The 14,475-nt window shown below is 69.8% G+C and carries 14 protein-coding genes; 8 read left to right on the forward strand and 6 right to left on the reverse strand.

Features of this window, described 5'->3' with window-relative positions; all coding sequences use genetic code 11:
* Window positions 1-54: 54 nt before the first annotated feature.
* Window positions 55-1,260, reverse strand: coding sequence for an MFS transporter (locus ACIBHX_RS03080; protein WP_397063670.1), 1,206 nt, complete (start codon window positions 1,258-1,260; stop codon window positions 55-57).
* 73 nt (window positions 1,261-1,333) lie between these two features.
* Between ACIBHX_RS03080 and ACIBHX_RS03085 the strand changes: the two genes are divergently transcribed.
* Window positions 1,334-2,470 (forward strand): lytic transglycosylase domain-containing protein, encoded by a 1,137-nt coding sequence (locus ACIBHX_RS03085; protein ID WP_397063671.1) that lies wholly within the window; start codon window positions 1,334-1,336, stop codon window positions 2,468-2,470.
* 157 nt (window positions 2,471-2,627) lie between these two features.
* On the opposite strand, the gene ACIBHX_RS03090 is transcribed toward ACIBHX_RS03085, so the two are convergent.
* The gene (locus ACIBHX_RS03090; protein WP_397063673.1) at window positions 2,628-3,578 is read right to left on the reverse strand and encodes a ferrochelatase; all 951 of its coding nucleotides are present in this window, start codon (window positions 3,576-3,578) and stop codon (window positions 2,628-2,630) included.
* 48 nt (window positions 3,579-3,626) lie between these two features.
* On the opposite strand from ACIBHX_RS03090, the gene ACIBHX_RS03095 reads away from it, so the two are divergent.
* Window positions 3,627-5,708, forward strand: a complete 2,082-nt coding sequence (locus ACIBHX_RS03095) for a S9 family peptidase (protein WP_397063675.1) — start codon at window positions 3,627-3,629, stop codon at window positions 5,706-5,708.
* Window positions 5,705-6,493 (forward strand): inositol monophosphatase family protein, encoded by a 789-nt coding sequence (locus tag ACIBHX_RS03100; protein ID WP_397063677.1) that lies wholly within the window; start codon window positions 5,705-5,707, stop codon window positions 6,491-6,493. The genes ACIBHX_RS03095 and ACIBHX_RS03100 overlap by 4 nt, the downstream gene beginning before the upstream one ends.
* 51 nt (window positions 6,494-6,544) lie before the next feature.
* Here the strand turns inward: ACIBHX_RS03100 and ACIBHX_RS03105 are convergent, their stop codons facing one another.
* The gene (locus ACIBHX_RS03105) at window positions 6,545-6,709 is read right to left on the reverse strand and encodes a hypothetical protein (protein WP_397063678.1); all 165 of its coding nucleotides are present in this window, start codon (window positions 6,707-6,709) and stop codon (window positions 6,545-6,547) included.
* A gap of 209 nt (window positions 6,710-6,918) precedes the next feature.
* Between ACIBHX_RS03105 and ACIBHX_RS03110 the strand changes: the two genes are divergently transcribed.
* From ACIBHX_RS03110 to ACIBHX_RS03125, 4 genes are all read left to right on the forward strand, one after another.
* A complete protein-coding gene (locus ACIBHX_RS03110) occupies window positions 6,919-7,572 on the forward strand; it encodes a response regulator transcription factor (RefSeq protein ID WP_397063680.1) in 654 nt (217 codons plus the stop codon).
* A gap of 38 nt (window positions 7,573-7,610) precedes the next feature.
* Complete coding sequence (locus tag ACIBHX_RS03115) at window positions 7,611-8,897, forward strand: sensor histidine kinase (RefSeq protein ID WP_397065008.1); 1,287 nt, start codon at window positions 7,611-7,613, stop codon at window positions 8,895-8,897.
* A gap of 286 nt (window positions 8,898-9,183) precedes the next feature.
* On the forward strand, window positions 9,184-9,483 hold the full coding sequence (locus ACIBHX_RS03120; protein ID WP_352324238.1) for a DUF4193 domain-containing protein: 300 nt from the start codon (window positions 9,184-9,186) through the stop codon (window positions 9,481-9,483).
* Window positions 9,484-9,517: 34 nt separating this feature from the next.
* Complete coding sequence (locus ACIBHX_RS03125; RefSeq protein WP_397063681.1) at window positions 9,518-10,324, forward strand: hypothetical protein; 807 nt, start codon at window positions 9,518-9,520, stop codon at window positions 10,322-10,324.
* Between the two features lie 24 nt (window positions 10,325-10,348).
* Here ACIBHX_RS03125 and ACIBHX_RS03130 read toward each other — a convergent pair whose 3' ends face one another.
* From ACIBHX_RS03130 to paaI, 3 genes are read right to left on the reverse strand one after another with little or no spacing between them, the layout of a single operon-like run.
* The gene (locus ACIBHX_RS03130; RefSeq protein WP_397063683.1) at window positions 10,349-10,939 is read right to left on the reverse strand and encodes a TetR/AcrR family transcriptional regulator; all 591 of its coding nucleotides are present in this window, start codon (window positions 10,937-10,939) and stop codon (window positions 10,349-10,351) included.
* Window positions 10,940-10,943: 4 nt separating this feature from the next.
* Window positions 10,944-12,239, reverse strand: a complete 1,296-nt coding sequence (gene paaK, locus ACIBHX_RS03135) for a phenylacetate--CoA ligase PaaK (RefSeq protein ID WP_397063685.1) — start codon at window positions 12,237-12,239, stop codon at window positions 10,944-10,946.
* Window positions 12,236-12,622, reverse strand: coding sequence for a hydroxyphenylacetyl-CoA thioesterase PaaI (paaI, locus tag ACIBHX_RS03140; RefSeq protein WP_397063687.1), 387 nt, complete (start codon window positions 12,620-12,622; stop codon window positions 12,236-12,238). The genes paaK and paaI overlap by 4 nt, the downstream gene beginning before the upstream one ends.
* 81 nt (window positions 12,623-12,703) lie before the next feature.
* Between paaI and paaN the strand changes: the two genes are divergently transcribed.
* Window positions 12,704-14,344 (forward strand): phenylacetic acid degradation protein PaaN, encoded by a 1,641-nt coding sequence (gene paaN, locus ACIBHX_RS03145; RefSeq protein WP_397063689.1) that lies wholly within the window; start codon window positions 12,704-12,706, stop codon window positions 14,342-14,344.
* Window positions 14,345-14,475: the final 131 nt, after the last annotated feature.

Raw genomic sequence — 14,475 nt, forward strand, 5'->3', positions numbered from 1 at the left:
GGCAAAACTTTCAGTTGTGAAGAGTGTTGCGAGGGATGTCCCGACCGTAGCGGATCAGCTCTTGGCCGGTGAAGGCGCTTCGGGAAGTCTCAGCAAACCCGAACCTCCGATGCCCACCACCACGGCGACCAGCGCGCAGGCGAAGGAGAAACCGTAGGCGTTGGACGCGCCGAACACCTCGGTGAGCCGCCCGCCCGCCCACGCGCCGATCGCCACGCCGAACCCGATCGAGGTGGAGATCCAGGCCATCCCCTCGGTCAGCAGCGACGGCGGCACCAGCCGCTCGGTCAGCGAGAAACCGGTGATGAGCGTCGGCGAGATGGCGAGCCCGGCGATGAACAGGAACACCGCCATGACCCGCGCGTCCCCGATGAACATGATCGGCAGCAGCCCCACCACGAACACGCCGAGCGCCCGCACGAACCGCCCGCGCAGCGAGATCTTCCAGGCCCGCGACCCGAACCAGAGCCCCGACACCATGGAGCCGCCCGCGAAGCAGGCCAGCAGGAACCCGGAGACCGCCTTGACACCGTGCTCCTCGGCGAAGGCCACCGTGATCAGGTCCACGGAGCCGAACACGGCGCCCAGCGCCAGGTAGACGCACGACAGCAGGGCGATGCCCGGGATCAGGATGGGGCTGCCGCCGGCCGTACGGGCCTCCTGGACGGGAGGCTGCGTGCGGTGCTGCAGGGCCAGCGCGAGGCAGCCGCCCAGCATGCAGACCAGCGCGACGATCAGCCCGGCGTACGGGTTGACGGCGGTGGCGAGCACGGTGACCAGGGCGGGTCCGGTGACGAAGATGACCTCGTCGGCAACGGACTCGAAGGCGAAGGCGGTGTGCAGCTTGGCCGAGCCGCCGTGCAGCTTCGACCAGCGGGCCCGCACCATCGAGCCGATCGACAGCGAGGTGGAGCCGACCAGCAGGCCGCTGGCGTACAGCGTCCATTCCGGCAGGTCGAAGCCCGCGCACGCCATCAGCGCGGCCAGCGCGACCGCGTTCACGACGGCGAAGGGGACGATCACCCGGTTCTGGCCGAAACGGTCCACGAGCCGCCCGGACAGGGGAGCGATGACCGCGTAGGAGACGTTGGTGGTGGCGGCGACCGCGCCGGCGGTGGCGTAGGACTCGGTGAGACCGGAGATCAGCAGCACGATGCCGATACCGAGCATGGACATCGGCATCCGGCCCACGAAGCCGGCCAGCACGAAGCCCTTGACGCCGGGCCCGTCCAACAATCCCCGATATGGCCCGACCACCATGACCCCCAACCTTTGTGTACCGTCTGCCCGGACAGCAACTGATTTTCCCCCAGTTTCGGTTAACGTGTGCCGGGTGTCCGGCTTCCCTTGGTCCCGTCCGGTCGTCCTGTTGCTCGCCGGGCTGCTCGCCGTCGCCGTCGCCGGCGGCGTGACCGCGCTGATCGTGCGCTTCGACCGGGACCAGCAGACCACCGCCGCGCATCGCCCGCTCGCCAAGCCGCAGCAGGAGACCCCCAAGATGGACCTGCTGCAGCCGGTGAAGGAGTTCGGGCAGGGAGGCCCGAGCGTCACCTCGACGCCGCCCAGGGTGATCGCGATCGCGCGAGCCACCGTGCCCAAGCCGGCCCGCTTCGCGCTGGCCAGGCTCAGGCACGTGCAGAAGGTCACGGTCGTGGACGCGGGCTCGGTCAAGGTGTCGGGCACCGCGCTGAACCTGCTCGCCGTCGACCCGGCCGCCTTCCGCTCGTGGACGCCCAAGGCCGTGTCCGACCAGCCGGCCGTGTGGAGCGCGCTGACCAGGGGCGAGTTCATCGCCGACCAGTCGGCGGTGAACAGGCTCGGGCTGATCCTGGGCGCGCAGTACCAGGTCGACGGCGGTCCCAGGCTGCGCGTGGCGGCTTCGGCGACGCTCGGGCTGGTCGGCATCGACGGGCTGGTCAGCGTGGAGACCGGCAAGGTGCTCGGGCTGGCCGAGGGCGTGGCGGTGCTGCTGCACGGCAAGTCGTCCATCAGCGAGCACGGCGTCAAGCGGGTGCTGGGCAAGGGCGCCCAGGTCGTCACCATCGGCCGCAGGCCCTCCAGCAGCGGGAAGCCCACGGTCACGGCCGGACGTCCCGGCAGCTACCTGGACCTGTACCGGCAGTCCGCCACCCGCTGCCCAGGACTGTCATGGACCGTGCTGGCGGCGATCGGTCAGGTGGAGAGCGGACACGGCCGCAACAACGGCCCGTCGGTGGCCGGCGCCCTCGGCCCCATGCAGTTCATGCCGGCCACCTGGAAGACCTACGGGGTGGACGGCGACGGCGACGGCAAGGCCGACATCTGGAGCCCCTACGACGCGGTGCCCGCCGCCGCCCAGTACCTGTGCGCCAACGGCGCGGGCCAGGGCGGCGACAAGCTCCGCAAGTCCGTGTGGTTCTACAACCACTCATGGGACTACGTGAACAAGGTCCTCTCCATCGCCGACGCCTACGCGCGTTCATACTCCTGAGTTACGGCGGGCCGCCGCCACCGGCCGCCCGCCGTTTTGTGCTGAGGGCCCGCGACCGGCGCTTCCGGCGAGTCGGTGATGGTTACTCGCCGCTACGGCGCACGGAATCCACCTGGCGCGGTCATGGCGTGGGATGCCTGGAATCCGTCTGGCGCGGTCACGACGAGGGCCGCCGGGCTGGAGGTGGGCAGCACGTCAGTGCGCACTGGACGGGCTCGGGCTCGTCCATGAGCTCCTTGATCATCTGGATGAAGCGTGGGTGGGTGCCTGCCGTGGCGGCGCGCTCGAGCGGTAGGCCGAGCTCCTGCGCCAGCTGGCGGGCCTCGGTGTCGAGGTCGTAGACGACCTCCATATGGTCGGAGACGAACCCGATCGGCACCAGCACCACGGCCGGCGCGTCGACCTTGCGCAGGTGGTCGAGGACGTCCGGCTCCAGCCACGGCACCTGCGGCGGTCCCGAGCGGGACTGCCACACCAGGTCCCACGGCCCCGTCCGGCCGAGCGCCTCGTTGACCAGGGCCGCCGACCTGCGCAGTTGCGCCTCGTAGAGGCCGCCGGAGGGGCCCGCCGTACGGGCCATGGACTCGGGGATGCTGTGGGCGGTGAACACCAGCCGCGCGTCGTCGCGCCCCAGCCGCGCCAGCGCCTGGCCCGCGTGGTCGGCCACGGCCGCCACGAAACCGGGGTGATCGCCGAAGTGCCGCATCTTGACCAGCTCGGGTCCGCCCTCGACCGAGATGCGGGAGATGTCCTCGTAGTACTGGCGGCAGCTGGAGTAGCCGGCGAAGGCCGAGGTCGCGAAGACGGCCGCGCGCCGGATCCCGTCGTCCCGCATCTGCCGCACGGTGTCCTCGCCGAAGGGGTGCCAGTTGCGGTTGCCCCAGTAGACCGGCACGTCCACGACCTGGCGCAGCGCCGCGACCAGGTCCCGGTTCTGCTGGTTGATCGGGCTCACCCCGCCGAAGGACTGGTAGTGCTCGGCCACCGCGAGCAGCCGCTCGCGCGGCACGCCCCGGCCCCGCACCACGTTCTCCAGGAACGGCAGGACATCGTCCGGCCCCTCCGGGCCCCCGAACGACAGGACGAGCAAAGCGTCGTAAGTTCCCACGGTGAGTAAGCCTATGACCAGTGCTGAGAGGGAGGTAGGTTCGATCAGGTGAGCGCATTCAACGACATACGTGACTATGTAGGCATCCCGCGCGTCCTCTCGCTGAAGCTCGCCCCTGACGGTTCCCGGCTGGTCTCCGTGGTCCAGTCGCTGAACCCCGACGGCAAGTCGTACGGCACAGCGCTCTGGGGCATCCCTGTTTTTGACCCCGCCCCGCCACCCCCCGCCGACAAGGACAGGGAACCCGCCCGGCTGACCCGCTCCACCAAGGGCGAGAGCTCGGCCGACTTCACCGACGCCGGCGACGTGCTGTTCACCTCCGCACGCCCCGACCCGACGGTCAAGGACCCCGACGAGGAGGTGCCCGCGCTCTGGCTGCTGCCCCGCTCCGGCGGTGAGGCCCGCCAGGTGGCCACCCGCCCCGGCGGCATCGGCGCCTTCCGTACGGCGGGCCAGGTCGTCGTGTTCGCCGCCGACGTGCTCACCGGGGAGGAGGCCGCAGAAGAGGAGCGCCGCAAGGCCCGCAAGGACGCCGGGATCAGCGCGATCCTGCACGAGGGCTACCCGGTGCGCTACTGGGACCACGACCTCGGCCCCGGCCGCACCCGGCTGTTCGCGGCCACGATCGGCGACGACCGCCTGGAGGACGTGCGCGACCTGACGCCCGCGCCGGGTGAGGCGCTGCGCGACGTGTCCTTCGCGCTCACCCCCGACGGTTCCACCGTGATCGCCACCTGGCGGGTGTTCCTGCCGCGCGGCGAGCTGCGCTCCGAGCTGGTCGCCATCGACGTGGCCAGCGGGGAGGGGCGCGTCCTGTTCAGCGACGAGGCCTATGACTTCACCGGCCCGATCGCGGTGTCGCCCGACGGCGCCCGCGTCGCCTGCGCCCGCGAACGCCTCACCGGCCTCGACCTGTCGGCCCGCAGCGAGCTGTGGATCGGCGACCTGGCCACCGGCGAGGGTGCCACCCACGCGCCCGACCTGTTCCCGATGGACATCGTCTGGGCGCCCGACTCGAGCGCGGTCTTCATCGTGGCCGACCACCAGGGACGCCGGCCGATCTTCCGGGTGCCGCTCCCCGAGCGCAGGAGCTCGCGACGAGAGAGCGAGGAACGAGCCAACGAGGAGCGAAGCGGGCGCGACAATTGGCACGCCGACGCCGTCCGCCTGACCTCCGACGACGCCGCCTACCTGAGCCTCAGCGCCTCCCAGGACGGCCGCTTCGTGTACGCGCTGCGCAGCGGCGTGGACGCCGCGCCCGCGCCCGCCCGCGTCGACGCCGTCTCCGGCGAGATCACCGCGCTGCCCTCGCCCGCGCCCGCCCTGGAGCTGCCGGGCACGCTCACCGAGATCTCCGCCACCGCCGACGACGGGCAGGAGATCCGCGGCTGGCTGGTGCTGCCCAGCGGAGCCTCGGCCGACAACCCGGCGCCGTTCCTGCTGTGGATCCACGGCGGTCCCGTCGCCTCGTGGAACGACTGGTCCTGGCGCTGGAACCCGTGGATCATGGCCGAGCAGGGCTACGCCGTCCTGCTGCCCGACCCCTGCCTGTCGACCGGGTACGGCCAGCACATGATCGACCGCGGCTGGGGCGACTGGGGCCCGCGCACGCTGGCCGACCTCGACGCGATCGTGGACGTGGCGCTGGCCCGCGATGACATCGACGCCGACCGCCTCGGCGCGATGGGCGGCTCCTACGGCGGCTACATGGCCAACTGGGTGGCCGGGCACAGCGACCGCTACAAGGCCATCGTCACCCACGCCTCGCTGTGGAACCTCGACCAGTTCGCCGGCACCACCGACGCCTCGATGTACTGGCAGCGCGAGTTCGGCGACCCCGGCTCCGAGCGCTACGCCAAGCTGTCACCGCATCACGCGCTCGACAAGATCAGCACGCCGATGCTGGTCATCCACGGCGACAAGGACTACCGCGTGCCGATCGGCGAGGGCCTGCGCCTGTGGTGGGACCTGCAGCGCACCGGCGTCGAGTCGAAGTTCCTCTACTTCCCCGACGAGAACCACTGGGTCCTCAAGCCGGGCAACGCCGTCGCCTGGTACGAGACCGTGCTCGCCTTCCTCGCCCAGCACGTTCTCGCCCAGGAATGGAAGCGACCGGACTCGCTGGCATGAGAGATTTCGTACGGCTCGCGGAGGACATCGCGCGGGAGGCGGGGGAGATGCTCCTCGCCAAGCGGCCCACGATGTCGTCCACGATCGAGACCAAGTCCAGCCCGACCGACGTGGTGACCGAGCTGGACAAGGCCTCGGAACAGCTCATCCGCTCCCGGATCCTGGCCGCCCGTCCCGACGACACGATCCTCGGCGAGGAGGGCGGCGAGGCCCGCGGCGCCTCGTCCGTCCGCTGGGTCGTCGACCCCATCGACGGCACGGTCAACTTCCTGTACGGCCTGCCCGACTGGGCCGTGTCCATCGCGGTCGAGGTGGACGGCCAGGTCGTCGCCGGCGCCGTGAACGTGGTGCCGCGCGGCGAGATGTTCACCGCCGCCCTCGGACACGGCGCCTGGCTCGGCGGCGAACGGCTGCGCTGCAACACCGGCGTCCCGCTGGAGCGGGCGCTGGTGGCCACCGGGTTCGGCTACTCGGCCGGACGCCGGGCGGTGCAGGGGGAGGTGCTGGCCGCCGTGCTGCCGCGGGTGCGCGACATCCGGCGGGGCGGCTCGTGCGCCTCCGACCTGTGCTCGGTGGCCGCCGGGCGGATCGACGCCTACTACGAGCGGGGCACCAACTACTGGGACTACGCCGCCGCCGGGCTCGTGGCCACCGAGGCGGGCGCGCGCATCGGCGGGTTGCACGGCAAGCCGTACAACTCCGAGCTGACGCTGTGCGCGGCGCCAGGGCTCTTCGAGGAGCTGCACGACCTGCTGGCCTCGCTCGACCCGGAACGCGACGCCTAGAAACGAGCGACGGCCGGAGCCCGCAGGCTCCGGCCGTCGCCATGTCACCGGTCAGTGGTGCAATGGCACGCCGTGATCGTCGGCCAGACGGCGCAGGTCATCGATCTCGGCGGTGAGCGTGTCGGCGAGGTAGTCGTCGCCGGCGCACCGAGCCTCCCTTAGACCCTGGTAAGCCTGGTCGAGGCGGCGTTCGATCGTGGTGGTGAACTCGCCCATCTCACCTTCTCTCGTGGGGTTCGACACGTGTGCACGGGACACTGAGGGAACACACGGCGATGGGTGTCCCGACGGCATACCCACCCTCCTCGCACCCCGAAACCTGGAATTGGCTGTGCGTTGCCGCACACACTCCCGAACATGCCTTACCGTGCGTTTATCGGGCCTGTGGGCAGAATGAAGACCGGATCTGAGAGGGGTACCAGGCCGTGCGAGTGCTGGTGGTTGAGGATGAGCGGGTGCTCGCCGACGCGATCGCGACCGGGCTGCGCCGCGAGGCCATGGCGGTCGACGTGGCCTACGACGGAGGCGGAGCGCTCGAGCGCACCTCCTACATCGACTACGACGTGATCGTGCTGGACCGCGACCTGCCCGTCGTCCACGGCGACGAGGTGTGCAGGCGGCTGGTGGAGCAGCGCTCCGCCTCCCGGATCCTCATGCTGACCGCGTCCGGCGACGTGGACGACAAGGTCGAGGGGCTCGGGCTGGGCGCCGACGACTACCTGGCCAAGCCGTTCGTGTTCATCGAGCTGGTGGCCAGGGTCAGGGCGCTGGGCAGACGCTCCGCGCCCGCGCTGCCGCCCGTCCTGGAGCGCGGGGGGATCACGCTCGATCCCGGCAAGCGGCTGGTGCAGCGCGACGGCAAGGAGATCATCCTCACCAAGAAGGAGTTCGCGGTCCTGGAGGAACTGATGCGGGCCGAGGGCGCCGTCGTCAGCCAGGAGGACCTGCTGGACAAGGCGTGGGACGAGAACATCGACCCGTTCACCAACGTGGTGCGCGTGACGATGATGACGCTGCGCAAGAAGCTCGGTGAGCCGCAGGTGATCGAGACAGTACCTGGAGTGGGATACAAACTGTGAGTGAAAGGCCGGACCGTGAGGGGGTGCCAACGCACCCCATGATCAGCCCGCATTCCGAGCGCAAGGCTCGGCGGGAGGACCTGACCGTGGGCGGCGAGCAGCCGCCCCCTCCGACCGGCCCGCCGGCCTGGGACGGCCCGCCGCCGCCCTCCTACGCCCCCGCCCAGCAGACCCCGATGGAGCGGATCAAGGGGCTGCCCGCCAAGGTGAGCATCCGCTGGCGGCTCACGCTCACCTACAGCGCCCTGTTCTTCGTGGCCTCGGCCCTGCTGCTCTTCACCCTCTACTCGATCGTCGGCACCGCGATCGACAGCGCCTGGCCCAACCTCGACCTGAGCGGGCTGGACGTGGAGTCGGCCACCAGGACCCAGCTGATCTGGCACAACGCGCAGGTGAACGCCATCGCCCAGGCCCGGGCCGCGCTGTTCAGCAGCTCGTTCATGGCGCTGCTCGGCATGGGCATCCTGGCGCTCATGGTCGGCTACTTCGCGGCCGACAGGGCGATGCGGCCGGTCGCCCAGATGACCGCCACCGCGCGCAAGCTGTCCGACAGCAACCTGGCCCACCAGCGCATCGGCCTCCAGGGGCCTGAGGACGAGCTGAAGGAGCTGGCCGACACCTTCGACGACATGCTGACCCGCCTCAACGTCGCCTTCGACACCCAGCGGCGCTTCGTCGGCAACGCCTCCCATGAGCTGCGCACCCCGCTCACCATCAACAGGACGGTCCTGGAGATCGCCCTGTCCGATCCTGAGGCCTCCGAGGATCTCAAGGCGTTGGGCCGTACCCTGCTCGAGGTCAACGCCCGCAACGAGAAGCTCATCGAGGGCCTGCTGCTGCTGGCCAGGAGCGAGCGGGAGCTGGCCGTGCGCAAGCCCCTCGACGTCAAGGAGGTCGCCCAGACCGCTGTCGAGCAGGTCACGCCGTTCGCCGCCGAGCACGATGTCACGATCACCACGGAGCTGGCGAGCGCTCCCGCGATCGGCGACCCGGTGCTCTTGGAGCGGTCCGTCAGCAACCTGCTCGAGAACGCCGTCAAGTACAACATCCCCAAGGACGGAAAAGTCTGGATCAGAACGGGAATGGTAGACGGGGCCTTGGTTGTTCAGGTGGCCAACACCGGGCAGCATGTCCCGGCGTACGAGGTGAACAGCCTGTTCGAGCCGTTCAGGAGGCTCCATGCCGACCGCGTGGATTCAGCCAAGGGAGCGGGTCTCGGGCTGTCCATCGTCCGTGCTGTGGTGCAAGCGCATGGCGGAAACGTGACCGCCGTTCCCCGCGATGGCGGGGGACTGGTTGTCACCATTCGCCTTCCCGGACGGTGATCCGGCGTGTTGCTCCACCGCGGGCGTCTCGTTCACGCCGTACATGTGGTTGGATGTGCCGTCGAACACGGTGGTGCATGACGCCAAGGCTGTGTGTTTCGCCATATTTGGCTAACCGCGCGGCTGTCGGCAGCAGGCCCTGACGTGTTGGCAGGTTCGTCGTCCGTTCCTGCGGGGTACCGAAGCAAAATCCCCGGACGGAACGGGCACAAGATGAGCCTCTCAAGCGTTAGAGAACGCGCGATGAGCGCGAAAGCATATAGATGAGGGGGATGGAGTAAGCACAATGGCTACCGACTACGACAGCCCGCGCAAGACCGACGACGACCTGGGTGAGGACAGCCTCCAGGAACTCCAGGCCAGGCGTACCGACAAGTCGTCCGGCAGCATCGACATCGATGAGACCGACCTGGCCGAGTCGCTCGAGCTGCCTGGCGCGGACCTGTCGAACGAAGAGCTCTCCCTGCGGGTGATTCCCCGCCAGGCCGACGAGTTCACCTGCTCGCGCTGCTTCCTGGTGCACCACCGCAGTCAGCTGGCTTCCGAGAAGAACGGCCAGCAGATCTGCCGGGAGTGCGCCGCCTGACCGCAGCACCGCGATCAGCAGAGGGAGGCTTGGCGTGGCTGCATCCGAAAAGGACCAGGAACCAGGCAAGGAACTCGCCGATCCCGACAGCGAGGTCGGCGAGCTCGTAGGCAAGCTCACCACTCCTGGCGAGCTGGAGCCGGCCGAGCGGCGCAAGCTGCTCGGCCGTCTAGCCCGGTCACTGTCCACCGGGGCTAGGAAGGCCAAGGAGTCCGGCATCGGCCGCGGCCGCTGGCTGGCCGACGTCTTCCTCAACATCGCGCCACGCATTCCCATCAGGGACCTGCACACGCTTTCCGAACACCACCACGGGCTCACCGGCGAACAACTCGCCGACGACCTCGTACGCACCGCCCAGAAGGCCACGATGAGCGTCGGGGCCATCGGCGGAGCGCTCGCGGCGGCCGAATTCGCCGCCCCACCCCTCCTCCTCTCAGCCCCCGCGCAGCTCGTCGCGGAGACCATCGTGGTCGCGGCCATCGAGGTCAAACTTCTCGCCGAGCTGCACGAGGTGTACGGCGTACGCGTCGAGGGTTCGGGCACGCAGCGCGCGATCGCCTTCACCTCGGCATGGTCCAAACAGCGCGGCATCGACCCGCTCGCGCCCGCCTCGGTCACGCTCGCGCTCGGCGCGGCCACCAAGACGGCGCTGCGCAACCGCCTCATGCGGACGCTCGGGCGGCACCTGACGACCCTCGGGCCCTTCCTCACGGGCGCGGTCGCCGGCGGAGCCCTCAACCGGGCGGCCACCAAGAGACTCGGCGAGGCGATCCGCAACGACCTCCGCCTCAAGCGCCCCAACCTCCCCCCGCCCTCGCCCCGCACCGAACTCTCCCCATAAGGGGCTTGCCGTACGGGGGAGGGGCTAGACGCGGAGGCCGTCGAAGGTCATGCGGAGGATGGCGGTGGCGAGGTCGTCGGCTGTCGTGCCGCGGGTGGGCTGGTACCACTCGGTGATCGAGTTGACCGTGCCGAACAGGAGGCGCGTGACCAGCGCCGGGTCGAGATCCGGCCGGATCTGGCCGTCCGAGGCCGCCTCCTTGACGAGGTGGCTGACGAAGCGGTCGAACTCGCGCCGCCGGCCGAGCGCCGCCTGCTCCGTCCGGCTGTTGCCGCGCACCCGCAGCAGGAGCGTCACGTACGGCAGGCGGTCCACGAGGATCGCGACGCTCTGCCGTACCACCCATTCGAGCCGCTCGAGCGCCGGCCCGGTCGTCGCGCGCGGGTCGGCGACCATCGCGAAGAGGCCGTCGAGCGCCCGGTCGAGCGCCCGCGCCAGAAGCTGCTCCTTGCCGGGAACGTGGTAGTAGATGGCGGATTTGGTGACGCCGAGCGCGCGGGCGAGATCCTCCATGCTGGTCCCGTCGTAGCCGCGCTCGTTGAAGACGCCGACGGCGATCGACAGGACGGACTCGGGATCGTGCCCGCGCCTGCGCTGACGGGTTGGACTGGCCATATGGCTAATTATCCCGTCTGTCGTAGACCCGTTTGAGCTTGCCCATCGACCGCTCCAGCGTGTCCGGCTCGACGACCTCCACCTCGACCGTCAGCCCGATCCGGTCCTTGACCTGCCTGGCCAGCTGGGCGGACGCGCTCGCGCGGTCCTCGAAGCCGGGGCGGGACTCGACCTTCACCGTGAGCACGTCCAGGCGTTGCGGGCGCGAAAGGTGCAGCTGGAAGTGTGGCGACAGGCCGGGGATGCGCAGCACGAGCTCCTCGATCTGGGTGGGGAAGAGGTTCACGCCCCGCAGGATGATCATGTCGTCGGTGCGTCCCGTGACCTTCTCCATGCGGCGGAACGCGGGCCGTGCCGTACCGGGGAGCAGGCGGGTCAGATCGCGCGTCCGGTAGCGGATGATCGGCAGGGCCTCCTTGGTCAGCGACGTGAAGACCAGCTCGCCGGACTCGGCCGGTTCGCCGGTGAACGGGTCGACCGTCTCGGGGTAGAAGTGGTCCTCCCAGACGTGCAGGCCGTCCTTGGTCTCCACGCACTCCTGGGCGACGCCGGGACCCATCACCTCCGACAGGCCGTAGATGTCGACGGCGTGCAGGTCGAAGCGGTCCTCGATCTCGGCGCGCATCTGCTCGGTCCACGGCTCCGCGCCGAAGATCCCCACGCGCAGGGAGCTCTCGCGCGGGTCGAGCCCCTGCGCCTCGAACTCGTCGAGCAGGGCCAGCATGTACGACGGGGTCACCATGATGACCGAGGGCCGGAAATCCGTGATGAGCTGCACCTGGCGCGGCGTCATGCCGCCGGAGACGGGCACGACCGTGCAGCCCAGCCGCTCGGCGCCGTAGTGCGCGCCCAGCCCGCCGGTGAACAGGCCGTAGCCGTAGGCCACGTGCACGATGTCGCCGGGGCGGCCGCCGGCGGCCCTGATCGAGCGGGCCATCACCTCGGCCCAGGTGTCGATGTCGCGCCGGGTGTAGCCGACCACGGTGGGCTTGCCGGTGGTCCCGCTGGAGGCGTGCACCCGCACGACCTCGGTGCGCGGCACGGCGAACATCCCGAATGGGTAGCAGTCCCGCAAATCCTGCTTTGTTGTGAATGGGAATTTGGCTAGGTCCGACAGGTCCTTGCAGTCGCTCGGATGAACGCCCACTTGGTCGAATTTTTGCCGATATAGCGGGACGTTTTCGTAGGCGTGGTGAAGCGTCCATTGAAGGCGCTCAAGTTGGATCGCCGTGAGCTCGTCGCGCGACACGCGCTCGATCGCGTCGAGTTCTTCCCGCGCGGGGGGTTGTGCGAGTTTCACCTGATCTCCCTGCTGCGACCGCGGAACTCCGCGACCACCTGACCATCTGACTTTCTCACCGTGATGTCGCAGACGCCGCTGCGCCCGTAACGGGTGCGCTCGACCGCCTCCGCCACCAGGACGTCACCCTCGTGCGCGGGCGCCACGAAAATGATCTCCGCGCCGGCGGCCACGGTCACCGGGCCGTGGGTGTTGCAGGCGCAGGCGAAGGCGGTGTCGGCGAGCAGGAAGACGTACCCGCCGTGGCAGAGCGCGTGCCCGTTGATCATCTGCGCGGTGACGGCCATCCTGCACACGGCCCTGCCCTGCGCCAGCTCGACCAGTTCGATGCCGAGGGCCTTGGACGCGGTGTCGGCATCCATCATGCGACGCGCGGACTCCATACGGAGTTCTCCCTTGTCAACTGACCGAATGTTCGGTAAACACTTCACCGTCCGGCCATCCCTGTCAAGAGAGGGACCACCGTGTTCGAGCAGCATCGCGAGACCCTGGATCGAGCTCTCTCCGCCATCGCCGGCCGCGGCTACTGGAGCGCCTACCCGGAGTCGCCCAGCCCGCGCGTGTACGGAGAAGGGGCCGCCGATCGGGGCAAGTCGGACTTCGAGGGCCGCCTCGGTAAGCCGTTCCCGCTCGACCAGCCGGACACCGGATCCTGGATCGGTGCGGAACGCTCGCCGTACGGGATCGATCTCGGCATCACCTACCCGAAGCCGGACGTCGAGGCGCTGGTCGCCGCGGCCAGGCAGGCGCTGCCGGCCTGGCGCGACGCCGGGCCGGAGGTGCGCGCGCTCACCTGCATTGAGATCGTGAACCGGATCAACCAGCGCAGCTTCGAGCTGGCCCACGCCGTCCAGCACACCACCGGGCAGGCGTTCGTGATGGCCTTCCAGGCCGGCGGGCCGCACGCGCAGGACCGCGCGCTCGAGGCCATCGCGTACGGCTACGCCGCCCAGACCGCCTCGACCTCCTCCGTACGCTGGGAGAAGCCCACCAAGGGCGACCCGCTGGTCATGGAGAAGAAGTTCACCGTCGTGCCGCGCGGGATCGGCCTGGTGATCGGGTGCAACACGTTCCCCACCTGGAACGCCTACCCCGGCCTGTTCGCCTCGCTTGTCACCGGCAACCCGGTCATCGTCAAGCCGCACCCGCGGGCGGTCCTGCCGCTGGCCATCACCGTCGGGGTGGCGCGCGAGGTGCTCGCCGAGGCCGGGTTCGACCAGGCGCTGGTGCAGCTGGCCGTCGAGGAGGGGCAGGGGCTGGCCGTCGAGCTCGCCTCGCAGGCGCAGATCATCGACTTCACCGGGTCGACCGCGTTCGGCGACTGGCTCGAGGCCAACGCCCGGCACGCCCTGGTCCACACCGAGAAGTCCGGCGTGAACGCGATCGTCGTCGACTCGACCGACTCCTACAAGGGGATGCTCGGCAACCTGGCCTTCTCGCTTTCGCTCTACAGCGGGCAGATGTGCACGGCGCCGCAGAACATCTTCATCCCCGCGGACGGCATCTCCACCGACGAAGGCCACAAGACCTTCGACGAGGTGGCATCAGGGATCGCCGCCGCGGTCAGGAGGCTCACCGACGACGACGCCAAGGCCGTCGAGCTGATCGGCGCCATCGTCAACCCCGGGGTGCTCGAGCGGGTCGAGCACGCACCCGCGCTCGGCGAGGTCGTCCTGGAGTCCCGGGCGGTCAAGCATCCGGCCTTCCCGGACGCGGTGGTGCGCACGCCCGTCATCGTCAAGCTCACGGCCGACCAGCGCGAGGTCTACGACCACGAGCACTTCGGCCCCATCGCCTTCGTCATCGCCACCGGGTCGACGGCCGAGTCGCTCGACCTGCTCCGCGCCACGGTCTCCTCCCGCGGCGCCATCACCGCGGCGGTCTACTCGACCTCGCCCGGCACGCTCGACGCCGCCGAACGCGCCGCCCTCGACGCCGGGGTCAACCTGTCGTGCAACCTCACGGCCGGCGTCTTCGTCAACCAGTCGGCCGCCTTCAGCGACTACCACGGCTCCGGCGCCAACCCCGCCGCCACCGCCTCCCTCACAGACCCCTCCTACGTCGCAGGCCGCTTCCACATCGTCCAATCCCGCCGCCCCGCATGAGCTCCCACCCCACGCCACAAGAAACGCCCCATATGCCAGCAGGTGGCGAGGGCACCGCGCGGATGCCTGGAATGCGACGGCCCAGCGCGCCAGGACACAAGGACCTTGCGCGCATGCCACGGGCCGCCCTT

Source organism: Nonomuraea sp. NPDC050536 (genome assembly GCF_044457685.1).
GTDB lineage: Bacteria > Actinomycetota > Actinomycetes > Streptosporangiales > Streptosporangiaceae > Nonomuraea.